Source organism: Pseudenemella bisphenolivorans (assembly GCF_051133435.1).
Taxonomy (GTDB): domain Bacteria; phylum Actinomycetota; class Actinomycetes; order Propionibacteriales; family Propionibacteriaceae; genus JAAYAO01.
This window is the reverse complement of record NZ_JBPGNY010000001.1, coordinates 333,824-354,860: the sequence shown is the minus strand read 5'-3', so window position 1 is coordinate 354,860 and position 21,037 is coordinate 333,824. Positions and strand designations below refer to the sequence as shown.

The window sequence follows — 21,037 nt, the reverse complement described above, 5'->3', positions numbered from 1 at the left end:
GGCTATTGGGGGTCGCGGAAGCGTTGGGTGAGCAGTGCGGCGATCAGCATCACCGTGCTCAACACACCCCAGATGACCCCACCGAGGGTCGGGTTGAGCCGCAACTCCTGGAACATCCCGTTGTCCCAATAGGTCAAGGTCGTGCCGCCACCGACCCAGGCCTGCGCCTGGGTGATCAGATCCAGGGCCGGGGCCGCTCCGGTGCCGATGTTCAACGACACCGTGACCCGGTTCAGCAAGGTGTACACCGCAGCCATCCCGATCGCCACGGCGGACCGGCGGGTGATGAAGGCGGCCGAGGCACCGATCAACCCACCCAGCATCACCAGCAGGGTGCCGCGCCCGGCCGAGATCAGCGAGCCGACCAGATGATCCTGCGTGACCGGCACCTGCCAGGCCCGGGCGGCCAGGTTCAGTGCGATCAGCAACACGCCGAAAACGAGAACCCCGGCGACCAGGGAGAGCACCCCCACCGTCGTCAGCTTGCTCACGGTGAGCACCATCCGTCGCGGCTGGTGGGTGAGCCAGGTGGTCATCGCACCGCTGGCGAAATCACCGCCGACATACAACGCGCCCACCACGTACATCGTGACCGCCAACAGGGCCGCAGCAACCAGGATCGTGATCCCCGAGGCGATCCGGTAGTCGGCCTGCCACGGCTGGTAGGACTCGGGCGTGGGCCGGGGGACGGCGCACTGTTCGTGCGAACCCCCGTCTTCGATACAGGCCCTTTCCCACTGCTCGTGTTCGGCCTCCCACTCGGCCAGCTTGGCCTGATAGGTCTGCTGAGCCTGGGTCAGCTCCGCGGCGCTCGGCGGTGCCATATCGCGAATCGACTGGCCGCCCAGCACGCTGATTGCCAACAAAGCCACCCCGCAGACCACCCACACCACAGTGCGGTGGCGCAGCAGGAAAGCATCGGCGGCCAATGCTTTGAGCATCAAGCGGCTCCGGTGCGGCTGAGCTTGACGATGGTGTCCTCCAGGCTGGGCGAATGAGTTGTCAACTGGTGAATGTACAACCCTTCGCGCGCCAGCAGGGCGGTGATCCTGGCGGTTTCGGCCGGGTCGGCCCCGGGCACCGAGATCACCAGTTCGGACTGCCCGCGGCTACGGATCCGGAAATCGTGTTCGGCCAGGATCCGTTCGGCCCGGGCGGCGTCACGCACCCCGATGGTGACCCGGTGCGAGCGCTCCTGGACGATCTCGGCGACCGTGCCCTGGATGACCAGACGACCGTGGTCGATGATCGAGGCCGTATCGGCCCATCCCTGCACCTCGTCGATCTGATGGCTGGACACCAGCACGGTGGTGCCGTTGGCCGCCAGATGGGTCAGCACGGCACGCACCTCGGCGATCCTGTGGGTGTCGACCCCATCGGCCGGCTCGTCCATGATCAGCAACTCCGGCGACTTCAACAGTGCCGCGCACAGGGCCACCTGGTGGCGGGAATCGGGGTCCAGGGTGCGGAAGGTTTCGTGTTGCAGCACGGTCAGCCCGAGCAGATCCAGACATTCGTCGATGCGTTCGGACTTGATGCCCAGCCCCAGGGCCAGCACCTGCAGGTTGTGACGCACCGACACATGCGGGTGAAAACCGGGCCGCCCCACCACCGCGCCCACCCGGTGCATCACGCGGGGGAGCTGGCGGGGAATGCTGTGATCGAGCAGGGTGATGCTGCCCCGATCGGGTCGGGTGAGCCCGACCAGGATGCGCAGCACGGTGGTTTTGCCCGAGCCGTGCGGACCCAACAGGGCATGGATGCCCCCGGTCGGGACGGTCAGATCGAGTCCGTCCACGGCGGGCCTCGGGCCGTACCTCTTGGTCAGCCTCTCAACGACGACAGCGGGTGGCTGTGGTCGGCCCGAGGTGCTGGACGTGCCGTTGCGCATGCCGACACGATAGGGCGCTTATCTGCTGAATTCCCAAGAGAATGTGAAGAATGTAAAGCCACCGAGATGGTTCAGAGGTCCAAGCCGACCCGCACCTCGTCCGGCGCCGTGACCAGATCGGGCGACGGCTCGTAGGGCTCGAAATTCAAGAGTTCACGCAGATGCGGCTCGAGCATCCGTCCGGTGTCGAAAACAGTGGGTGCCGCACCGATTTCGGCCTTGATCGAGGTGACCCCCGCGTCGCTGATGCCGCAGGGCACGATCCGGCCGTAGTCACTCAGGTCGCAATTCACGTTCAGGGCGAAGCCGTGCATGGTGGTGTGCTGGGCCACCCGGATGCCGATGGCGGCGATCTTGCGTTCCGGACCTGACTGGTCGGCCGGCAACCAGACCCCCGACCGCCCCGGAATGCGGCCGGTGCTGAGCCCGACCTCGCGCAGGGCCCGGATCAGGGCTTCCTCGAGGCGACGCACATAGTCGACCACCCCGATCGCTTCGGGCAACTTCACGATCGGATACCCGACCAACTGGCCCGGGCCGTGCCAGGTGATCTTGCCGCCCCGGTCGACGTCGACCACGAGTGCACCGTCGGTGGGGCGCTCATGTTCCTCGGTGCGGCGTCCGGCGGTGAATGTTGCGGGATGTTCCAGCATCAGGACGGTGTCACCGAGGTTGCCGGCCGCCACCGCGGCATGGGTGGAACGCTGCAGATCCCAGCCAGCCAAGTAATCGATGTGGTCGGTGTGGCCGGGCAGCAGACCGACGTAACGAAAGATCAGGCCCATGGGGGCAAGTCTAGGTGGTCAAATACAGCGCACGAGGCACAAATGTGACCTTGGTCCGATACATTCGGGGTGATCGGTTGCCCGGGCGAACCCAGCAGCCACGTCTTCATGAAGGAAGGAACACCCATGACCGACCAGTCAGGCCAGGGCGGACAGGGCTACGGCGGCGACCCGAGCCAGCAGTACGGCAACCAGTCCTACGGCTCCGCCTCCGACCCCAACCAGGGCTACCAGGCACCTGATGCGCAGTCCTATGGCTCGGCTCCGGACCAGGGCTACGGCGCCCAGTCCTACGGCTCGGCCCCCGACGCCGGTTACGGCGCGCAGTCCTATGGCTCGGCTCCGGACCAGGGCTACGGCGCCCAGTCCTATGGCTCGGCCCCCGACGCCGGTTACGGCGCGCAGTCCTACGGTTCGGCCCCCGACGCCGGTTACGGCGCTCAGTCGTACGGTTCGGCTCCGGACGCCGGTGCCTACGGCACCCCGCAGGGTGGTGCCGCCTACGGTGATCCCGCTGGCCAGGGCTACGGCAACCCCTACGATTCGGGAGCCGGCTACGGTGCCGGCGCTCCCGCCTACGGGGAGGTGGCTCAGGCCCAGTCCGGCCTGGTGCAGATCCCCGGTCTGGGTACCGCCAAGGTTGCCACGATCGGCCAGCGTGCGCTGGCCCGCATCATCGATGGCGTGATCCTTTCCGTGGTGATCTTCGTGCTCTACTTCATCGGGATCGCCATCATGACCGCCGGTGCGAGCAGCGGTTCGGATGCGGCCGCCGGAATCAGCGCCGGCGCCTTCATCATGATCTACGGCCTGAGCTTCCTCATCGGTGTGGCCTACGAGGTCGTGATGATCGCGCTGAAGGGCCAGACCCCCGGCAAGATGCTGATGGGCGTCAAGGTCGTGCAGCAGGCCAACGGGCAGGTGCCGGGCTGGGGCGGATCCTTCATCCGCTGGATCATCCCGATGGCTGCCAACATCGTCTGCTACTTGGGCATCGTCGTGTACCTCTCCCCGCTGTTCGACAACTCCGGTCGTCAGCAGGGTTGGCATGACAAGGCCGCCAACACCCTGGTCATCTCGACCAAGTGAGGCTGAATGCAGCCGCAGGACCCATTTCTTGCTGACTGGCAGGCTGCTTTCGAACTGACCCGGGCACTGGCTGGGGGTTTTCAACCCCAGCCGGTGCCCGTGCCGTTTCAGCTCGATCCCGGCGAGGTGGCCTTCGCCGTACTGGGGGCGCAGGTGTTGCGGCGGGTCGGGTTGGAGTTGGCCTTCAACGATCTTTCCCAGAGCCACGCCGCGGCGGGTCGCTGGGAGCCGGCCGATCGCGGCACCCTGGCGCTGACCCCGCGCCGGGTGGTGATCGGCACCCCCAGGCAACTGGTCTCCTTCGGCTGGCAGGGGATGCACCGCACCTGGGCCGAACCCGATGGCACCGTGCTCGACTACGGCACGAACCCCGACGGCAGTAGCCGGCGGATGAAGCTGTGTACCCAGCGTCCCGTCTGGCTCGACGTGATGTTGAACTTCATCGCCTTCAAACGGCTGGTACCGCGCGCGGTGCCACCACACCTGCACCGCGTTCTCGGGGTGATGAAGTTCTGAGCGAGGTGGTGATCCGCTACTGATCCCGCCTGAAACGCCCGGGGCCCGGTCCATCAGGACCGGGCCCCGGGCGTTTCCGCGCTTGCTCTACAGACCGAACTCGGCGCCGAAGTCGCCCTCCTCCAGGCGCTCCTTGACCGCGGCCAGGAAACGACCCGCGTCGGCGCCGTCGACCAGACGGTGGTCGTAGGTCAACGACAGGTACATCATGTCGCGCACCGCGATGGTTTCACCCAGCTTGGCGTCGTCCATCACCACCGCGCGCTTCACCAGCGCACCGGTGCCCAGGATGCCCACCTGCGGCTGGTTCAGGATCGGGGTGTCCATCAGGGTGCCGACCGAACCGTAGTTGGTGATCGTGAAGGTGCCGCCGGACAGTTCGTCGGGGGTCACCTTGTTCTCGCGGGTGCGGGCACCCAGGTCGGCGATCTTCTTGGCCAGCCCGGCCACCGACAGGTCACCGGCGTCACGAATCACCGGCACCAACAGGCCCTTGTCGGTGTCCACCGCGATACCGATGTGCTCGGCATCGGGGAAGGTCACTTCCTTGGCCTCGGTGTCGATCGTGGCGTTCAGCTTCGGGAACTGCTTGAGGCCCTCGATCACAGCCTTGGTGATGAACGACAGGTAGGTCAGCCCCACACCCTCGCGGGCGCGGAAGTCGTCCTTGACCTGCTTGCGAATCCGGGAGATCTCGGTGAGGTCGACCTCCACGGTGGCGGTGAGCTGGGCCGAGATCTGCAGCGAATCGACCATCCGGGTGGCGATGGTCTGACGCAGCCGCGACATCTTCTCGGTGGTACCACGCTGGCTGCTCGCAGCAACCGGCGCCTTGGCAGCGGCAGCCGGTGCCTCGGCCGGCTTCTCGGCAGCCTTCTTCGCCTCTTCGGCCGCGGCCAGCACGTCCTGCTTGCGAATCCGGCCACCCACTCCGGTGCCGCTCAGCTTCGCCAGATCAACACCGTGCTGATCGGCCAGCTTGCGCACCAGCGGGGTCACGTAGGAGGCGTCGTCACCGGTGGCCTTCGGGGCCACCTTCGGTGCCGGGGCGGCCTTGGCCGGGGCCTGCTTCGGGGCCTCCTGCTCAGCGGCCCGGCGCGGCTGCGCCTCCTCGGCGGCCGGGGCCGGAACCGGATCCTGCCCACCCTCGTCACCGTCGGCGGCCTGTTCCTCGACCTTCTCGTCGGTCACCGGTTCCGGCTCGGGCTCGGCGGCCTGGGCTGCCTGCGGGGCCTCCTCGGCTGCTGCAGCCGGCTGCGCGCTGCCGTCGCCGACCACGGCCAACACCGCGCCGACCTCGACCGTCTCGTCCTCACCGACCCGGATCTCCAGCACGGTGCCGGCGACGGGGGAGGGAATCTCGGTGTCGACCTTGTCGGTGGAGATCTCGACCAGGGGTTCGTCGACCTCGACCGAATCGCCGACCTGCTTCAACCAGCGCGAAACCGTGCCCTCGGTCACCGACTCACCCAGCGCGGGCAGTTCGACGTCGGTGCCCTGTGCTTGACCCGACGAAGCCTGGCCGGACGAGGCTTGACCCGACGACTCGGCTGCCGGCGCCTCAGCGGCCGGAGCCTCCTGCGCGGGCTCCTCGGCAGCGGGGGCTTCTTCCTCGGCGGCGGGTTCCTGCTGGGCGGGGGCGTCGTCGGCCGGGGCCTCGTCGGCATCGCCGACGATCGCCAGTACGGCGCCGACCTCGACCGTCTCGTCCTCGGCGGCCTTGATCTCGAGCACGGTGCCGGCGACGGGGGAGGGAATCTCGGTGTCCACCTTGTCGGTGGAGATCTCCACCAACGGCTCGTCCACCTCGACGGTGTCGCCGACCTGCTTCAGCCAGCGTGAGATGGTGCCTTCGGTGACGGATTCGCCAAGCTGCGGAAGCTCAACAGAAGTCGGCATGGTGTATCAAGACTCCTTCGGTGGGCGTGCATACGCGCGGTTGGAGTTCACCCTACCCGTGCGCGTCCCGATCCGGCCACGTCACCCCCGCAGCGGCCACCGATGAATGTTCAGGGCAAATGCAATGGGGTGCCGGCCAGGGCCAGGTGGGCCTCCCCGAGGGCCTCGCCCAAGGTCGGATGGGCATGCACCAGGGCGGCGACCTCCTCGGGATGGGCGCCCCAGCCGACGATCAACTGGCCCTCACCCATCAGTTCCCCGACACCGGGCCCGACCGCACTGATACCCACCACCGGGCCATCGGCGGCCCGGATCAGCTTGACCATGCCCCGGCCCCCGGACAACTGGGCCCGGGCGTTACCGGCCAGGTCGGCGGTGCGTACCTCGATCGCGCCGTGGCGGTCCCGCGCCGCCTGCTCACCCAACCCGACCGAAGCCACCTGTGGCTCGCTGTAGGTGATCCGGGGCAGTTCATGATCGGCCATCAGCACCGGGCGCCGATCCAACCTGCCCGACGCGTGGGCGGCCCGTTCGGCGACGAAGATGCCGTGGGCGAAACCGCGATGGGCCAACTGGGGGCCGGCGATCAGGTCACCGACCGCGAAAACCCCTGGTACTGAGGTGGACAGATGCTCGTCCACCCGCACGTGGCCGGTCTCGGTCACGTCGACCCCGGCACCGGCGAAGGCATCGGTCACCGGTTCGCGACCGACCGCGACCAGCACGGCGTCCACCTCGAGCGTGTCATCGGCCAGCTCGATGCGCACCAGATCGTCCTCGCGGCGCACCTGTGAGATCGACACCCCGGTGCGTACCCGGATGCCCCGACGGGTGAACGCGCGGGTGAAGGCGGCGGCGATGTCGTCGTCCTCGGCGAGCAACAGCCGATCGGCGGCCTCCACCAGATGCACCTCGGCACCCAGGGAGGCCCACAGCGAGGCGAACTCGACACCGATCACCCCACCGCCGATCACCGCCACCCGCTGCGGAATCCGGTTCAGGCGCAGGGCTTGATCGCTGGTGACGATCCGTTCCCCGTCGAGCTCGACGCCGGGCAACTGCCGGGGCCGGGCACCGGTGGCGAGCACCACCGTGTCGGCCCGCAGCACCCGGTCGCCGACGCGCACCCCCGGGCCGTCGGCGATCAACTCACCCTCGCCGCGCACGACGGTGATGCCGGCCTTGTCGATCAGGCCACCCAGCCCGGTGTGCAGCCGGTGGACGAGTTGGTCGGTACGGGCCAACAACGTGCCCGCGTCGATCTCGGTGACCTGACAGGCCACCCCCCACTCACCTGCCGTCCGCGCCGCATCGGCCAGGTCGCCGGCATGCAGCATGGCCTTGGTGGGCACACATCCGCGGTGCAGGCAGGTTCCGCCGACCAGGTCGCGTTCGATCAGGGTCACCGACAATCCCAGCTGTGCTGCGCGCAGGGCCGCGGCATAGCCGCCGGAGCCGGCCCCGAGCACCACCAGGTCGGTCGCATCGTGCGTCATGGGGTTCATCCTGCATCATGGAGCGGTGGCATGGTGGAAGAGGCGCAAAGAGCAGACCCGCAAGGACTCCTCGTCGGGGGCGGCCAATCCGGCATCGGTTCAACACCTGACCGAGTTCGCCCAATCGCGCCGGGGGGTGGAGGTTTTCGTCGAGGCACCGACGAATGTCGCCCAGGCTTCGGTGCTGTTGATCGCCGGGGACGGGGAGTGGACCAGACGGCAGGTGCCCTCGCCGGCCTGGGGTCACAAGTTCGCCGAACACCTTGAGATCCCGTCCTATGACGCCGGGGTGGTCGGTTACCCGCAGCGGATGCGCGATTGGAACCGCGCCCAGAAGCTGCGCAAGAAGCGCGCCGAGAACGACTGAGGCGTCCGGCACCCACCCGGGCACCGGACGCCTCGTCCGTTGTGAGACTCCTCAGTCGGTGCGGCTCACTCGGCCAGCGAGCGGGCCACCTCGACCAGGGTGCGCACTCCGAAACCGGTGCCCCCGTTGCTGTCGGCACCCGCGTCCGGCTCATCGCGCCAGGCCGGGCCGGCGATGTCCAGGTGCGCCCAGGCGATCGATTCGGGCACGAACTTACGCAGGAAGGCCCCGGCCACCAGGGCCCCGCCGTAGCGGCTCTTACCGCTGGAACGCACATCGGCGATCGTCGATTTCAGCGACTTGGTCGCCTCCTCGGTCAGCGGCAGCCGCCAGAAGGGCTCCCCGGCCGACTCGGCCGCGGCCAGCACCCGCTCGGCCAGGTCGTCGTAGTCACTCATCACCCCGGCGGTCGAGTTGCCCAGCGCCACCATGCAGGCGCCGGTCAGGGTGGCGATGTCGAGCACCACATCGGGCTTGTCCTCACTGGCCCGGGCCAGGGCGTCGGCCATCACCAGCCGGCCCTCGGCGTCGGTATTGGCGTTCTCCACCGTCAGTCCGCCGTACATGGTCAGCACGTCGGAGGGACGGTAGGCGGTGCTGGACGGCAGGTTCTCGGCCATCGGGGCGTAGCCGGTGACCTGCACCTTCAAGCCCAGGTCGGCGATCGCGCGCACGGCGCTGATCACCGCGGCGGCACCGGCCATATCGCACTTCATCGTGTACATACCGTCGGCCGGCTTCAGGTTGAGGCCACCGGAATCGAAGGTGATGCCCTTGCCCACCAAGGCCAGGTGCGTCTTCGCCCCCCGCGGGGAGTACGACATCTGCACCAGTCGGGGCCCGCGCGAGGAGCCGCCCCCCACCGTGGTCAGACCGCCGAACCCTTCGGCGGCCAGGTCCTCGGGCTCCCACACCTTGACGGTGACCTTGCTGCCCTTGTGAATCTGGCGGGCCCGCTCGGCGAAGGTCTCGGGGTAGAGCAGGTTCGGCGGCACATTCACCAGGTCGCGAGCAATGGCCACCGCACGGGCCACGGCGAGGGTCGCGTCCACCTGCTTCTGGCTGTGGTCGGTGATCAGGGTGATCTTCGGGGCGGGGGAGTCCTCCGGGGTCTTGGCCAGCTTGTCGACCCGGTAGGCACCCAGCACCGCTCCCTCGACGGTGGCAGCCAATTCCTCCGGCTCATCGGTGGGCAGGGCGACGGTGATCTGCTCGAACTTCGAGGTGACCGCCAGCCGCACGGCCTGACCGGCCGCCTTGCGCAGGGTGGCGGGGCTGTCGTCCTCACCCAGGCCCACCAGAATCAGGTGCTCCGAGCCGGGGCCGGGCACCAGGGAGGCCTTGCCGGCCTCGGAATCCAGCCGGTAGGAGGGCAGGGCGCGCTTCGCCCAGGACTTACCCAGCACGTCCGGCACCAGCAAACTCGTGTCCTCGGTGGGCCCGACGACCCCGAGAACGATCACATCGCTCTTGGGCAGCTTGCGGCTGACATGTACCTGGGGCAGATCCGACATAAAGGCTCCTTCACACTTGATTGATGACCCAGGCTAGTCACTACCGAGTCGGGTTGTGCAGTGCGATAGCGTCGAAGCGTTTTCACCCCCGACCCCAATACCTCATCGGAGAGGATGGCCATGGCCGAGGAGAAGCCCGAATCCGGGGCGAACGACCTGATCCGGTCGCCCCTGCACGCCCGCCATGTCGAGGCCCGGGCCAAGTTCGCCCCCTTCGGCGGCTGGGACATGCCGGTGGAATACGCCGGGGCCGGGGTGCTGGTCGAACACCGTGCGGTGCGCACGGGGGTGGGCATCTTCGACGTGTCGCACCTGGGCAAGCTGTCGGTCACCGGGCCCGGGTCGGTGGACTTCCTGAACACCGCGTTGAGCAATGACCTGAACAAGATCGGCCCGGGCCAGGCCCAGTACACCCTGGTCTGCAACGACCGTGGGGGAGTGATCGACGACCTGATCGCCTACCGGCGCAGCGACGAGGACGTGCTGTTGGTGCCGAACGCGGCCAACAACGACGTGGTGGCCGAGATGTTGCAGGCTCAGGCGCCCGAGGGCGTGACGATCACCAACCAGCACCGTGAACTGGCGGTGTTCGCGATTCAGGGCACCCACTCCGACGAGGTGCTCGGCGGCCTGGGGATTCCGGTGGGCCACGACTACATGGCCTTCGTCGACCACGAGATGGACGGCACTCCGATCACCGTGTGCCGCTCGGGTTACACCGGTGAACGCGGCTACGAGTTGATCGTGCCCACCGAGGCAGCGCTGACGGTGTGGGACGCGGTCACCGACGCCGGCGAACCCTACGGTCTGCAGTTGTGTGGGCTGGGGGCACGCGACACCCTGCGCACCGAAATGGGCTATGCCCTGCACGGTCAGGACCTGTCCCCGGACTTCTCGGCCCTGGAGGCCCGGGCCGGCTGGGCGATCGGCTGGGACAAACCCGAATTCTGGGGACGTGCGGCGCTGTTGGAGACCAAGCAGGCCAAGCCGAAGCGGCTGCTGCGCGGCCTCAAGGCGCTCGGACGCGGGATCCCGCGTCCGGGGATGACGGTGCAGTCGTCCGACGAGACCGAACTGGGCACCGTCACCAGCGGCACTTTCTCACCCACCCTGAAACAGGGCATCGGGCTGGCGCTGCTGGATCGTTCGGTGACGGTCGACGATGTGGTGCAGGTGCAGGTACGCACCCGCATCGAGGAGTTTCGGGTGGTCGCCCCGCCGTTCGTCGAACCGTCGGTGCGCGAACACTGAGTTGCTGTTCAGCCCGGAGGCTCGCGGGTCAGGCCTCGGCCAGGCTCATCGGGCCGTAGACCACCCGATCGGCCTCCCAGAGGGTGACCGCGGTGGCGCCGGCATCGGCCAACTCACTCCAGTTCTCGCCGAACCAGGCCTCGGCCTCGGCCTGGTCGTCGAACTGACGGTCCAGATCGGGCAGGTCGATGCCCTCGGGTTCGGCGGTCCAGCGGTAAGCCATGGTCACTCCTGATCAGTATTCCTCGCCACGCTTGATACGCGGCGCGGGGTTGCGGAACCGGCGGATCTGAATCGAACGGTTGATCGCGTAGCCCAGCAGGCCCTTGCGGGAGGCCCGCGGGTGACGCTCGGCGAGCACCTTCTTGAAGCCGCGCCACATCAAATAGATGTCGAAGGCGGTCAGAAAGATGAAGGCGTACAGGCCGGCGGTCGACATCAGCGGGGCCAGCGACCACACCTGCGAGAGGAAGGTCAGGGCGAGCATCAGCGCCAGCATCGGCAACAGGAACTCACCGACGTTGAAGCGGCTGTCGATGTAGTCGCGCAACAGGGTGCGTTCGGGCGTGGTCTCGCGAGCCTCCATCAGCTTCGCGCGCTCGCGTCCGGCCGCCTGACGGTTGCGGCGGCGCAGTTCTTTCTTCGTCAACACCGGAGTACGGCGGTCACGACGTGCCTGCTCGGCCTGTTTCCGGCTCGGGGTGGGCGTGCCCTTGCGCCGGGGCGCGGCGGGTTCCGGTGCGATGGATTCCTCCGGGGTGGCCGGCTCTGGCTCCTTGGCGCGGAACAATCCCACGATGACCTCTTACGATTTCGAACGACGACTGACTGAGGGTCAAGCCTAGCCCGTCTCGGGGAGGTCACCCATTTTTCGCCCTCGGCTGCCGTTCGGCACCATCTAGCGCATAGGCTTGGCTCAACGTGTCTGCCCGATGGAAGGACCAGCAGAGCTCATGAGTGGCATCTTTCAACGCATCTCGACGATATTTTCCAGCAAGGCCAACAAGGCCCTGGACAAGGTCGAGGATCCCCGCGAGACGCTGGACTACTCCTACCAACGCCAATTGGAGCTGTTGCAGAAGGTGCGCCGCGGGGTGGCCGATGTCGCCACCAGCCGCAAGCGCGTCGAACTGCAGGCCACCCAGTTGAACAGCCAGGCCGAGAAACTGCAGATGCAGGCCCAGCGTGCGCTGGAGGCGGGCCGGGAGGATCTCGCCCGTGAGGCGCTCACCCGCAAGTCCGGCCTGCAGCAGCAGCTCGGCGACCTGCAGGTACAGCACGCCCAACTGCAGGGCGAGGAAGAGAAGCTGATCCGGGCCAGCCAGCGCTTGCAGGCCAAGGTGGACGCCTTCCGCACCCGCAAGGAAACGATCAAGGCGACCTATTCCGCGGCCGAGGCCCAGACCCGTATCAACGAGGCCTTCACCGGCATCTCGGAGGAAATGGGCGATGTCGGTCTGGCGATCCAGCGCGCCGAGGACAAGACCCTGCAGTTGCAGGCCCGCGCCGGCGCGGTCGACGAGTTGTTGGCCAGCGGTGCCCTGGAGGATTCCAGCGGGCTCGGCAAAGACGACATCACCCGCGAGCTGGACATGCTGGCCTCGACCTCCGATGTGGAGAACGAACTCGCCGCGATGAAGTCGCAGTTGTCGATCGGCACCGGTCAGCAGCAGGCCCCCGCCCTCGAGCAGGGTCAGGATCAGCCCCAGCAGGCCCCGCAGGCTCAGCAGCAGCCGCCCGTCCAGCAGCCTCCCGCGCAGCAGGCCCCGCCGGCACCTCAGCAGCCGGCCCAGCCCGCGGACTACTCCCCGGTCGATTACACGCCCGAGGAAGGCGCTCCGGGACAGGGCTACCAGGCACCCCAGACCGACCAGGGTCAGCCCTTCGCGATGGGTGACGGCTCGGAGCAGAACGGTGGGCAGCAGGGATGATCATCCGGATTCTGGGTGAGGGGCAGTGGCGACTGTCCGACGAGGCGATCACCGAACTGAACGAGTTCGACGACCGGATCGAGAAGGCCGTGAACGAGGAGGATCAGGACGGGCTGCGCAGCGCGCTGCTCGGCCTGGCCACCCAGGTGCGGTCGACCGGAGAGTTGCTGGCCGATGACGAGTTGCACGACTCCGATCTGATCGTGCCCAGTTCGGAATCGACGCTGGACGAGATCCGCGAACTGTTGTCCGGCGGTAATACCGACGGGCTGATCCCGGGCTGAACATCGTGCGGGTGCTGGTCGTTCCCGACCGGATGGGGGCGATGCCCGCCGACGTGGCCGGAACCGCGGTGGCCGAGGGTTGGCGCGCCGCGGCGGGCGAGACCGAGGTGGCCGTGGTGCCCTGCGGGGACGCCGGAGCCGGTTTCGCCGACGCGGTCGCGGCGCTGTGGCGGGTGGAGCCCACCCTGGCCTCCGACGATCCCGACCAACTCGCCACCTGGGTGGTGGCCGACGAGCGGGCGGTGGTGGCGGTCGAACCGCGCCCCGACCTGACCGGTTTTCGTCCCGAGGCCTCCTCGGCACCCCTGGGCCGGGCGGTACGCGCCCTGCTCTCACAGCACCGGCCCCGCCGGTTGGTGATCGATCTGGCCGGTACCACCGGCCACGACGGCGGTGCGGGGATGCTCGCCGAATTGGGCGCCACCGCCGATGTCTCGCTGACCGACGGGGTGACCGCCCTGGGCGGGCTGGGACACATCGACATCGCTCCGGTACGGCAACTTCTCGACGGGATCGAGCTGGTCGGGGTGGTTCCGGTGGCCGAGGCCTCGGACCAACTGCTGGGCCTGCGCGGGATCACGTCCCGGCGTGGCACCGAACTGGGCATGGACCCGGCGGTGATGCTCAGCACCGATGCGGCCCTGGAACGACTCGCCCGGCTGGTCGACCCCGAATCGGCGGCGATCGCCGGGGCCGGGGCGGCCGGGGGATTGGCCTGGGCGATCCTCGCCCTGGGCGGACGGGTGGTGCCCGCGGTGGATCTGATCGGCGAACTGGCCTCGATCCCCGACACCGCCCGGTTGGCCGACGTGGTGGTGACCACCAGCACCGCCTTCGATTTCCACCACAAGGGGGGTGGGGTGGTCGACCGGGCCGCCGGCTGGGCCGCCGACGCGCTGCGTCCGTGTGTGGTGCTGGCCGGTGAGGTGATGATCAGTGACCGCGAGATGCGGCTGATGGGCATCGAAGCCGCTTACCCGGTCTCGATCGCCGACCCCGACCGGTTGCGCGATGCGGTCACCCGGGTGGCCGGGTCGTGGACCTGGTCCTGAAACCACGTGTTTTGAAAGCACGCATTTTCGAACCACAGTGCTGCAGGCCCCTACGATGGTGGGTCGGAGGAGGCGAGGATGACGAAACCGGAGGCAGCATTCTGCCGGCTGTGCGGTACCGCGATGGAACGGCGGATTCCGCCGATGGAGGATCGCGAACGAGCCGTGTGCCCCCGTTGTGGGTTCATCGACTACATCAACCCGATCAATGTCGTCGGCACGGTGCCGGTCTGGCGCGAACCCGATGGCACGGAACAGATCCTGCTGTGTCTGCGCAATATCGAACCGCGCAAGAACTACTGGACCCTGCCCGCGGGCTTCCTCGAGGTGGGGGAGACCAGCTCCGAGGGGGCGGTGCGCGAAACCTGGGAGGAAGCCGGAGCCCGGATCGAACTGGGCGGGCTGTTCACCGTGTTGGACGTGCCCTACTCCGACCAGGTGCACCTGTACTGGCTGGCCGAACTGCACGACCTGGACTTCGACCCGGGGCCCGAGACCATCGAATGCCGGATGTTCGGGCTGGACGAGATCCCCTGGGAGACCCTGTCGTTCCGCACCGTCCGCCGCACTCTGGAGCACTACTTGGACGATCACCGGCGCGGTGAGGGTTTCGGGGTGCACTACGGCAGCATCGAATGGAACCCGTCCCGCGGCTGAGTGGCAGCGGACCGGATCGATTTGACCGACCCGGTCGCCTACTGTGTGAGCCGTGCGTTTTCTCACTGCTGAACCAGCTCACGAGCTGACCTACAACGACGTCTTCATGGTGCCGCACCGTTCGTCGGTGTCCTCGCGGTTCGATGTGGACCTGACCACCACCGACGGGCTGGCGAACCCGCTACCCCTGGTGGTGGCGAATATGACCGCGATCTCGGGTCGCCGGATGGCCGAAACGGTCAGCCGGCGCGGCGGTATCGCGATCATTCCGCAGGACATTCCCACCGATCAGGTCGCGAGGTCGATCGAACGGGTGAAGGCCTCCCACACCGTCTTCGAAACCCCGGTCACCGTCACCCCCGACACCACCGTCGGACACGCGATGGCGTTGCTGCCCAAGCGCGCCCACGGGGTGGCCGTGGTGGTGGACGGCGACCGCCCGCTCGGCATCGTGATGCCGACCGACACCTCCAATGTCGATCGCTTCGCCCAGGTGCATCAGGTGATGAACACCGGCCTGCTGACCGTGCCGCACACCATGAGCCCCCGGGAGATCCACGACGAACTGCGTGGCCATCATCCCGGGATCGCGGTGGTGATGGACGGGGATCGGCTGGTCGGGGTGATGACCCATAAGTCCGCGGTGCGCGCCACCATCTACCAACCCGCAGTCGACGAGGACGGCCGGTTGAAGATCGGCACCGCCGTCGGCATCTCCGGAGAAGCCGGGAACCGGGCCGAGGAGCTGCTGAGGCTCGGTACCGACGTGCTGGTGGTCGACACCGCCCACGGACACCAGGAACGGATGCTGACCGCTCTGACGGCGGTGCGGGAGGTGCGCGACCGTGTGGCCGGCGAAACCGGCCGCCGGGTGCCGATCGTGGCCGGCAATGTGGTCACCGCCGAGGGGGTGCACGAGTTGATCTCCACCGGGGCCGATGTGGTCAAGGTCGGCGTCGGCCCGGGCGCGATGTGCACCACCCGGATGCAAACCGGGGTGGGTAGGCCGCAGTTCAGTGCGGTGCTGGAATGTGCCGCCGCCGCCCGCGAGGAGGGCAAGGCGATCTGGGCCGACGGGGGAGTGCGCTACCCCCGCGACGTGGCCCTGGCCCTGGCCGCAGGTGCGGGAGCGGTGATGATCGGCTCCTGGTTCGCCGGCACCCACGAGTCGACCGGTGAGGTGCTCTACGACGCCGACGGCCGGATGTACAAGGAATCCTTCGGGATGGCCTCGGCGCGGGCGGTGCGTCACCGCACCCGGGATTCGGAAGGCTTCGACCGGGCCCGAGCAGCCTTGTTCGAGGAGGGCATCTCGTCGTCGAAGATGTACCTCGACCCGCAGCGTCCGGGGGTGGAGGACCTGATCGACTTCATCTCCTCGGGAGTGCGCAGTTCGTGCACCTATGCCGGGGCGCGGTCGGTGGCGGAGTTGCACGACCGGGCGGTGCTCGGGGTGCAGTCGGCCTCCGGCTACGACGAGGGACGCCCGCTGCACGCCAGTTGGTGATCTGCAACGACAGAGGGCGGGCAGCCGATCGGCTGCCCGCCCTCTGTGCGTGTCGCGTGGTGTGGCGCGTCAGTGCGCGTAATCACCCCGGTAGTACTCGTACACCCAGCCGGCGACCGCCCAGATGCCGATGCCGGCACCGATGATGGTCAGCCACCAACCCAGCGCGGGGCCGATCACCATGAGGCCGATCACCAGGGCGCAGAAGAACGGCCACGAGCTCTGCGGCGGGAAGAAGCCGTACTCGCCGGCTCCCTGGTAGATCTCGCCGTCCTTGTCGTCCTCGGGACGCGGGTCGATCTTGCCGGTGCGCATCCACAGGTAGATGGCGATCATGCCGCCCAGCCCGGCGGTCAGGGTCAACGCCACGAAGCCGGTCCACTCCATGCCGGTCGGCGAAATGGACGTCATGTAGGCGTAGACGGGGGCGGTGATCAGGAAGAAGATCGTCACATAGGTGAAGATCCAGGCTTCGGCTTTCACTGTTTCGTATCCTCCTCGTCACGGTCGACCGCACCCACGGCAACCAAGCTGTCGATGTGGGGATCCACCTGCTCCAACCGGGAAATCTCCGGGTGATGCAGGTCGAAGGCCGGGGACTCCGAACGGATGCGCGGCAGGCTGGTGAAGTTGTGCCGCGGCGGCGGGCAGGAAGTCGCCCACTCGAGGGAACGGCCCCAGCCCCACGGATCGTCCACGGTGACCTTCGGCGAGTTGCGGCTGATCCACATATTCCAGAAGAACGGCAGCAGCGAGACACCGGTGATGAAGGCACCGACGGTGGAGATCTGGTTGAGCAGGGTGAACCCGTCCTCGACCAGGTAGTCGGCGTAACGACGCGGCATACCGGTGGTGCCCAACCAGTGCTGCACCAGGAAGGTCAGGTGGAAGCCGACCATGGTCAGCCAGAAGTGCACCTTGCCCCAGGTGTTGTTCAGCATCCGGCCGGTCCACTTCGGCCACCAGAAGTAGAAGCCGGCGAACATGGCGAACACGATCGTGCCGAACAGCACGTAGTGGAAGTGCGCGACCACGAAGTAGGAGTCGTGGACGTGGAAGTCCAGCGGCGGGCTGGCCAAGATGATGCCGGTCAGGCCACCGAACAGGAAGGTGGTCAGGAAGCCGAAGCTGAACAGCATCGGCGTGTCCATCCTGATCGATCCTCGCCACATCGTGCCGACCCAGTTGAAGAACTTCACGCCGGTGGGTACCGCGATCAGGAAGGTCATGAAGGCGAAGAACGGCAGGTTGACCGCGCCGGTGGTGAACATGTGGTGCGCCCACACCGAGATCGACAGGGTGCCGATCGCCAGGGTGGCCAGCACCAAGCCGACGTAGCCGAACACCGGCTTGCGCGAGAACACCGGGATGATCTCGGTGATGATGCCGAAGAACGGCAGCGCCAGCACGTACACCTCGGGGTGACCGAAGAACCAGAACAGGTGCTGCCACAACAGGGGGCCGCCGTTGGCGGCGTCGAAGACGTGGGATCCGAGTACTCGGTCGGCCTCCAACACCAGCAGGCCGGCGGCCAGCACCGGGAACACCGCGATCACCAGGAAGGAGGTCACCAGCACGTTCCAGGTGAACATCGGCATCCGGAACATGGTCATGCCCGGGGCGCGCATCGTGGCGATGGTGGTGATGAAGTTCACCGCACCCAGAATCGACGACAGACCCAGCATGTACAGGCCGACCAGCCAGAGGTCACCACCGATACCGGGGGAGTTGATCTCATTGCTGAGCGGTGCGTAGGCGAACCAGCCGAAGGAGGCCGCACCCTGCGGGGTGAGGAACCCGGCGCAGGCGATCAGCGAGCCGAACAGGTAGAGCCAGAAGCTGAACGCGTTCAGTCGCGGGAAGGCCACATCGGGGGCGCCGATCTGCAGCGGCATGATCGCGTTCGCGAAGCCCGAGAAGCTCGGGGTGGCGAACATCAGCAGCATGATCGTGCCGTGCATGGTGAAGAACTGGTTGTAGGTCTCGTAGTTGAGGTACTGCAGACCGGGGGCGGCCAGTTCCAACCGCATGCCCAGGGCGAGGATGCCGCCGAACATGAAGAACACCATCGAGGTGATCAGGTACATGTTGCCCAGCAGCTTGTGGTCGGTGGTGGTCACCCAATCCACGACCCGGGCGCCGAGGCCGTGCCTCGGTTCGGTGTCCGAGACCAGCTCGGCAGTGCGTTCGACCGTAGTCATCAGTTACCCTCCGCCTGCTCAGCGCGCTTGTTGGTGGGAACGTCGGCTGTTTGCGGGCCGTGCGCGGTGCCGGTCTGGCCCTTCTCGGCAAGCCCCTGCAAGTACTTCTCGTATTCGTCGGCGCTGACCACCTTGACGTTGAAGATCATCGCCGAGTGGTAGGTGCCGCACAGTTCGGCGCACTTACCGGCGAAGGTGCCTTCCTTGGTGGGGGTCACGTCGAAGGAGTTCGCCCGGCCCGGGATCACGTCCAGCTTGTAGTGGAAGGCCGGGATCCAGAAGGAGTGGATCACGTCGGGGGAGCTGAGGTTGAAGCGCACCGACTCGTTGACCGGCAGCACCAGGGTGGGCACCTTCTCGACGGTGCCGGCTTCCCACACGTCCTCGACGTCGACGTCGGGGTTCTCGCCCTCGCGGTAGTTGAAGGTCCACGACCACTTCTGACCGACGACGTCGATCACGTGATCGGGGTTCTCCTCCTTGCGGTTCATCTCGTTCTGCGTGAGCACCGTGAAGTAGAACAGCACGCCGATGATCAGGAAGGGCACCAGGGTGTAGAAGACCTCCAACGGCAGGTGGTAGCGCGTCTGGCGCGGTACCTCGTCGTCGTGGCGGCGTCGGTAGCGGATCACGGCCCAGAACATCAGGGCCCACATCAACACGCCGACGGCCAGCGCAGCGATCCAGGCGCCCACCCACAGGTTGCCCATGTGTGGGGCGCGGTCGGTTGCCGAGCCCGGCAAGCCGAACCAGTGCTCGGGGTTGTCGCTGGAGCAGCCCGCCAATACCAATGGAGTGGCTGCTGCCGCGGTCAACGCGAAGAATCGCGACCGCGTCCACTTGCCTCTCAGACCCACGTCATGCCCTTCCGGTGTCGAGCCGCGCGACGTAACTCGCCCGCGCCGCTATTCGGGGCCACACTAACGTAAAAATCGACCTACGTCGCCCGGCCCACCGCGACGTGGGAAGTGCCTTCTTTCCTACGGCCCGTAGTAAAACAGCGATCCCCCGTCACCGCGGTGGGGACGGGGGATCGGAGGGTGTTCGCAGAGGACTCGATCAGTGGAAGGAGTCGCCGCAGGCGCACGAACCGGTGGCGTTGGGGTTGTCGATGGTGAACCCCTGCTGCTCGATCGTGTCCTTGAAATCGATGGTGGCACCGGTGAGGTACGGGGCGCTCATCCGGTCGGTCACGACCGACACGCCACCGAAGTCGGCGGTGATGTCACCTTCGAGGGAACGCTCGTCGAAGAACAGCTGATAGCGCAGGCCGGAGCATCCACCCGGCTGCACCGCAATCCGCAGGGCCAGGTCGTCGCGGCCCTCGGCGTCGAGCAGAGCCTTCACCTTGGCGGCGGCGCCGTCGGTCAACAAGACGCCCGATGCTTGGTCCTGAACGGTCATGAAGCTCTCCATATCGTTGTTAAGGCGTTGTCCAGCGTATTTTGCAACAGTCTACGAGCAGAAATCATTCCCACCAAGCAGACGAGATCAGCGCAGGTGTGCCGCGGCGGTGTGGGCGGGGTCGACTTCCTCACCCTCGCGCACCGGGCCCGGCGGGGTTCCGTCGCCGAAGGGTCGTCCGCCCAGTTCCTCGCGGTGGTGGGGATCCAGCCAGTTCGACAGGTCCGGGCCGGCCGGCACGATGCCGGTCGGATTGATGTCGGTGTGCACCACGTAGTAGTGCGCCTTGATCTGCTCGAAGTCGACGGTGTCACCGAAGCCCGGAGTTTGATACAGGTCGCGCGCGTAGGCCCACAGGGCCGGCATTTCGCTCAGGCGTTGCCGGTTGCACTTGAAGTGGCCGTGGTAGGCAGGATCGAAGCGGGCCAGGGTGGTGAACAACCGCACATCGGCCTCGGTGATGGTGTCACCGACCAGATACCGCCGGGTGCTGAGGCGTTCCTCCAGCCAGTCCATCGCCGCCCAGAGCCGGTCGTAAGCCTTGCGATAGTCGGCCTGGGAGCCGGCGAAGCCGCACCGGTAGACGCCGTTGTTGACGTCGGTGAAAACCCGCTGCATGACCTCCTCCTGCTCCTCGGCGTGCTCGGCCGGCCACAGGTCGGGGGCGCCCTCGCGGTGGTGGGCGGTCCACTCCGAGGAGAAGTCGCGGGTCATCTGATCGAAATCGTTGGTCACCAGCTTGCCGGTGGTGACGTCCACCATCGCCGGGACGGTGATCCCACGCGGGTACTCGGGGTCCAGGGCGAAGTAGGCCTCCTGGAGCCGCTCGTAGCCCAGTACCGGGTCGCGGCCGGCCGGATCGAGGTCGAAGGTCCACGAACGCTTGTCATGGGTCGGGCCGGGGGTGCCCAGTGAGAAGGCATCCTCCAGGCCCATCAGGCGTCGCACGATGATCGCCCGGTTCGCCCAGGGACAAGCCCGAGCGGCGATCAGGCGATAGCGTCCGGGCTCTGCGGGGAAGCCGTCGCGGCCGTCGGCGGTGATCCGGGTGGTCACGTAGTTCATGTCCCGGCGGTACTCCTGACCGGAGGTCACGTAGCTGCCGGAGGTGCTGTTCTCGTCGGTGCTCACCCCACCGAGGGTACGCGGCCGGCCGGGAATGCCACAGCGGGACGTCCAGAACCAGGACGCCC

Annotated in this window: 21 protein-coding genes and 1 pseudogene; 9 read left to right on the top strand and 13 right to left on the bottom strand. The window is 67.3% G+C overall.

Going from position 1 to position 21,037, the window contains the following annotated elements:
* Nucleotides 1–2: 2 nt before the first annotated feature.
* The 3 genes from ACR4XW_RS01695 to lipB form a co-directional block, all read right to left on the bottom strand.
* Entirely contained in the window at nucleotides 3–941 is a 939-nt protein-coding gene (locus ACR4XW_RS01695) for a hypothetical protein (RefSeq protein WP_434758775.1), read from the bottom strand.
* The gene (locus ACR4XW_RS01690) at nucleotides 941–1,891 is read right to left on the bottom strand and encodes an ABC transporter ATP-binding protein (RefSeq protein WP_434758774.1); all 951 of its coding nucleotides are present in this window, start codon (nucleotides 1,889–1,891) and stop codon (nucleotides 941–943) included. Before ACR4XW_RS01690 ends, ACR4XW_RS01695 begins: the two co-directional genes overlap by 1 nt.
* Before the next feature lie 71 nt (nucleotides 1,892–1,962).
* Nucleotides 1,963–2,676 (bottom strand): lipoyl(octanoyl) transferase LipB, encoded by a 714-nt coding sequence (lipB, locus tag ACR4XW_RS01685; protein WP_434758773.1) that lies wholly within the window; start codon nucleotides 2,674–2,676, stop codon nucleotides 1,963–1,965.
* 126 nt (nucleotides 2,677–2,802) lie between these two features.
* Between lipB and ACR4XW_RS01680 the strand changes: the two genes are divergently transcribed.
* Together ACR4XW_RS01680 and ACR4XW_RS01675 are read left to right on the top strand one after the other, a co-directional pair.
* Nucleotides 2,803–3,765 (top strand): RDD family protein, encoded by a 963-nt coding sequence (locus ACR4XW_RS01680; RefSeq protein ID WP_434758772.1) that lies wholly within the window; start codon nucleotides 2,803–2,805, stop codon nucleotides 3,763–3,765.
* Nucleotides 3,766–3,771: 6 nt separating this feature from the next.
* Nucleotides 3,772–4,281: a hypothetical protein gene (locus ACR4XW_RS01675; protein ID WP_434758771.1), complete on the top strand. Its 510-nt coding sequence runs from the start codon at nucleotides 3,772–3,774 to the stop codon at nucleotides 4,279–4,281.
* An 87-nt stretch (nucleotides 4,282–4,368) separates the two neighbouring features.
* Here ACR4XW_RS01675 and sucB read toward each other — a convergent pair whose 3' ends face one another.
* Together sucB and lpdA are read right to left on the bottom strand one after the other, a co-directional pair.
* On the bottom strand, nucleotides 4,369–6,180 hold the full coding sequence (sucB, locus tag ACR4XW_RS01670; protein WP_434758770.1) for a 2-oxoglutarate dehydrogenase, E2 component, dihydrolipoamide succinyltransferase: 1,812 nt from the start codon (nucleotides 6,178–6,180) through the stop codon (nucleotides 4,369–4,371).
* 110 nt (nucleotides 6,181–6,290) lie between these two features.
* A complete protein-coding gene (gene lpdA / locus ACR4XW_RS01665) occupies nucleotides 6,291–7,676 on the bottom strand; it encodes a dihydrolipoyl dehydrogenase (RefSeq protein ID WP_434758769.1) in 1,386 nt (461 codons plus the stop codon).
* A gap of 25 nt (nucleotides 7,677–7,701) precedes the next feature.
* Here lpdA and ACR4XW_RS01660 point away from each other — a divergent pair, with 25 nt between their 5' ends.
* Nucleotides 7,702–8,043, top strand: coding sequence for a hypothetical protein (locus ACR4XW_RS01660; protein WP_434758768.1), 342 nt, complete (start codon nucleotides 7,702–7,704; stop codon nucleotides 8,041–8,043).
* 65 nt (nucleotides 8,044–8,108) lie between these two features.
* Here the strand turns inward: ACR4XW_RS01660 and ACR4XW_RS01655 are convergent, their stop codons facing one another.
* Nucleotides 8,109–9,557, bottom strand: a complete 1,449-nt coding sequence (locus ACR4XW_RS01655) for a leucyl aminopeptidase (RefSeq protein ID WP_434758767.1) — start codon at nucleotides 9,555–9,557, stop codon at nucleotides 8,109–8,111.
* Nucleotides 9,558–9,677: 120 nt separating this feature from the next.
* Here ACR4XW_RS01655 and gcvT point away from each other — a divergent pair, with 120 nt between their 5' ends.
* Nucleotides 9,678–10,808, top strand: coding sequence for a glycine cleavage system aminomethyltransferase GcvT (gcvT, locus tag ACR4XW_RS01650; RefSeq protein ID WP_434758766.1), 1,131 nt, complete (start codon nucleotides 9,678–9,680; stop codon nucleotides 10,806–10,808).
* A gap of 28 nt (nucleotides 10,809–10,836) precedes the next feature.
* Here the strand turns inward: gcvT and ACR4XW_RS01645 are convergent, their stop codons facing one another.
* Together ACR4XW_RS01645 and ACR4XW_RS01640 are read right to left on the bottom strand one after the other, a co-directional pair.
* The gene (locus tag ACR4XW_RS01645; RefSeq protein ID WP_434758765.1) at nucleotides 10,837–11,031 is read right to left on the bottom strand and encodes a hypothetical protein; all 195 of its coding nucleotides are present in this window, start codon (nucleotides 11,029–11,031) and stop codon (nucleotides 10,837–10,839) included.
* A gap of 12 nt (nucleotides 11,032–11,043) precedes the next feature.
* Nucleotides 11,044–11,604, bottom strand: coding sequence for a DUF3043 domain-containing protein (locus ACR4XW_RS01640; protein ID WP_434758764.1), 561 nt, complete (start codon nucleotides 11,602–11,604; stop codon nucleotides 11,044–11,046).
* A gap of 157 nt (nucleotides 11,605–11,761) precedes the next feature.
* Between ACR4XW_RS01640 and ACR4XW_RS01635 the strand changes: the two are divergent.
* The 5 genes and pseudogenes from ACR4XW_RS01635 to ACR4XW_RS01615 all read left to right on the top strand — a co-directional run.
* Nucleotides 11,762–12,508, top strand: a pseudogene (locus tag ACR4XW_RS01635) (PspA/IM30 family protein); the annotation flags it as partial.
* Between the two features lie 227 nt (nucleotides 12,509–12,735).
* Nucleotides 12,736–13,023, top strand: a complete 288-nt coding sequence (gene pspAA, locus ACR4XW_RS01630; RefSeq protein WP_434758763.1) for a PspA-associated protein PspAA — start codon at nucleotides 12,736–12,738, stop codon at nucleotides 13,021–13,023.
* A gap of 11 nt (nucleotides 13,024–13,034) precedes the next feature.
* The gene (locus ACR4XW_RS01625; RefSeq protein ID WP_434758762.1) at nucleotides 13,035–14,075 is read left to right on the top strand and encodes a glycerate kinase; all 1,041 of its coding nucleotides are present in this window, start codon (nucleotides 13,035–13,037) and stop codon (nucleotides 14,073–14,075) included.
* A 78-nt stretch (nucleotides 14,076–14,153) separates the two neighbouring features.
* On the top strand, nucleotides 14,154–14,732 hold the full coding sequence (locus ACR4XW_RS01620; protein ID WP_434758761.1) for an NUDIX hydrolase: 579 nt from the start codon (nucleotides 14,154–14,156) through the stop codon (nucleotides 14,730–14,732).
* 106 nt (nucleotides 14,733–14,838) lie between these two features.
* Nucleotides 14,839–16,239, top strand: a complete 1,401-nt coding sequence (locus ACR4XW_RS01615) for a GuaB1 family IMP dehydrogenase-related protein (protein WP_434759390.1) — start codon at nucleotides 14,839–14,841, stop codon at nucleotides 16,237–16,239.
* Between the two features lie 69 nt (nucleotides 16,240–16,308).
* Here ACR4XW_RS01615 and ACR4XW_RS01610 read toward each other — a convergent pair whose 3' ends face one another.
* The 5 genes from ACR4XW_RS01610 to ACR4XW_RS01590 all read right to left on the bottom strand — a co-directional run bounded on the left by ACR4XW_RS01610 (nucleotide 16,309) and on the right by ACR4XW_RS01590 (nucleotide 20,909).
* Nucleotides 16,309–16,722: a cytochrome c oxidase subunit 4 gene (locus tag ACR4XW_RS01610; RefSeq protein ID WP_434758760.1), complete on the bottom strand. Its 414-nt coding sequence runs from the start codon at nucleotides 16,720–16,722 to the stop codon at nucleotides 16,309–16,311.
* Nucleotides 16,719–18,440, bottom strand: coding sequence for an aa3-type cytochrome oxidase subunit I (ctaD, locus tag ACR4XW_RS01605; RefSeq protein ID WP_434758759.1), 1,722 nt, complete (start codon nucleotides 18,438–18,440; stop codon nucleotides 16,719–16,721). The genes ACR4XW_RS01610 and ctaD overlap by 4 nt, the downstream gene beginning before the upstream one ends.
* Nucleotides 18,440–19,297: an aa3-type cytochrome oxidase subunit II gene (gene ctaC / locus ACR4XW_RS01600; RefSeq protein ID WP_434758758.1), complete on the bottom strand. Its 858-nt coding sequence runs from the start codon at nucleotides 19,295–19,297 to the stop codon at nucleotides 18,440–18,442. Before ctaC ends, ctaD begins: the two co-directional genes overlap by 1 nt.
* 202 nt (nucleotides 19,298–19,499) lie before the next feature.
* Nucleotides 19,500–19,844 (bottom strand): HesB/IscA family protein, encoded by a 345-nt coding sequence (locus tag ACR4XW_RS01595; RefSeq protein ID WP_434758757.1) that lies wholly within the window; start codon nucleotides 19,842–19,844, stop codon nucleotides 19,500–19,502.
* 87 nt (nucleotides 19,845–19,931) lie between these two features.
* On the bottom strand, nucleotides 19,932–20,909 hold the full coding sequence (locus tag ACR4XW_RS01590; protein WP_434759389.1) for a glutathione S-transferase family protein: 978 nt from the start codon (nucleotides 20,907–20,909) through the stop codon (nucleotides 19,932–19,934).
* Nucleotides 20,910–21,037 lie beyond the last annotated feature (128 nt).

Coding starts and splice junctions, on each gene's coding strand:
- lipB (WP_434758773.1), bottom strand. CDS start 2,676: ATGGGCCTGATCTTTCGTTACGTCGGTCTGCTGCCCGGCCACACCGAC.
- ACR4XW_RS01615 (WP_434759390.1), top strand. CDS start 14,839: ATGGTGCCGCACCGTTCGTCGGTGTCCTCGCGGTTCGATGTGGACCTG.
- ACR4XW_RS01680 (WP_434758772.1), top strand. CDS start 2,803: ATGACCGACCAGTCAGGCCAGGGCGGACAGGGCTACGGCGGCGACCCG.
- ACR4XW_RS01645 (WP_434758765.1), bottom strand. CDS start 11,031: ATGGCTTACCGCTGGACCGCCGAACCCGAGGGCATCGACCTGCCCGAT.
- ACR4XW_RS01590 (WP_434759389.1), bottom strand. CDS start 20,909: ATGAACTACGTGACCACCCGGATCACCGCCGACGGCCGCGACGGCTTC.
- ACR4XW_RS01655 (WP_434758767.1), bottom strand. CDS start 9,557: ATGTCGGATCTGCCCCAGGTACATGTCAGCCGCAAGCTGCCCAAGAGC.
- ACR4XW_RS01690 (WP_434758774.1), bottom strand. CDS start 1,891: ATGCGCAACGGCACGTCCAGCACCTCGGGCCGACCACAGCCACCCGCT.
- gcvT (WP_434758766.1), top strand. CDS start 9,678: ATGGCCGAGGAGAAGCCCGAATCCGGGGCGAACGACCTGATCCGGTCG.
- ACR4XW_RS01695 (WP_434758775.1), bottom strand. CDS start 941: ATGCTCAAAGCATTGGCCGCCGATGCTTTCCTGCTGCGCCACCGCACT.
- lpdA (WP_434758769.1), bottom strand. CDS start 7,676: ATGACGCACGATGCGACCGACCTGGTGGTGCTCGGGGCCGGCTCCGGC.
- sucB (WP_434758770.1), bottom strand. CDS start 6,180: ATGCCGACTTCTGTTGAGCTTCCGCAGCTTGGCGAATCCGTCACCGAA.
- ACR4XW_RS01675 (WP_434758771.1), top strand. CDS start 3,772: ATGCAGCCGCAGGACCCATTTCTTGCTGACTGGCAGGCTGCTTTCGAA.
- ACR4XW_RS01595 (WP_434758757.1), bottom strand. CDS start 19,844: ATGACCGTTCAGGACCAAGCATCGGGCGTCTTGTTGACCGACGGCGCC.
- pspAA (WP_434758763.1), top strand. CDS start 12,736: ATGATCATCCGGATTCTGGGTGAGGGGCAGTGGCGACTGTCCGACGAG.
- ACR4XW_RS01620 (WP_434758761.1), top strand. CDS start 14,154: ATGACGAAACCGGAGGCAGCATTCTGCCGGCTGTGCGGTACCGCGATG.
- ctaD (WP_434758759.1), bottom strand. CDS start 18,440: ATGACTACGGTCGAACGCACTGCCGAGCTGGTCTCGGACACCGAACCG.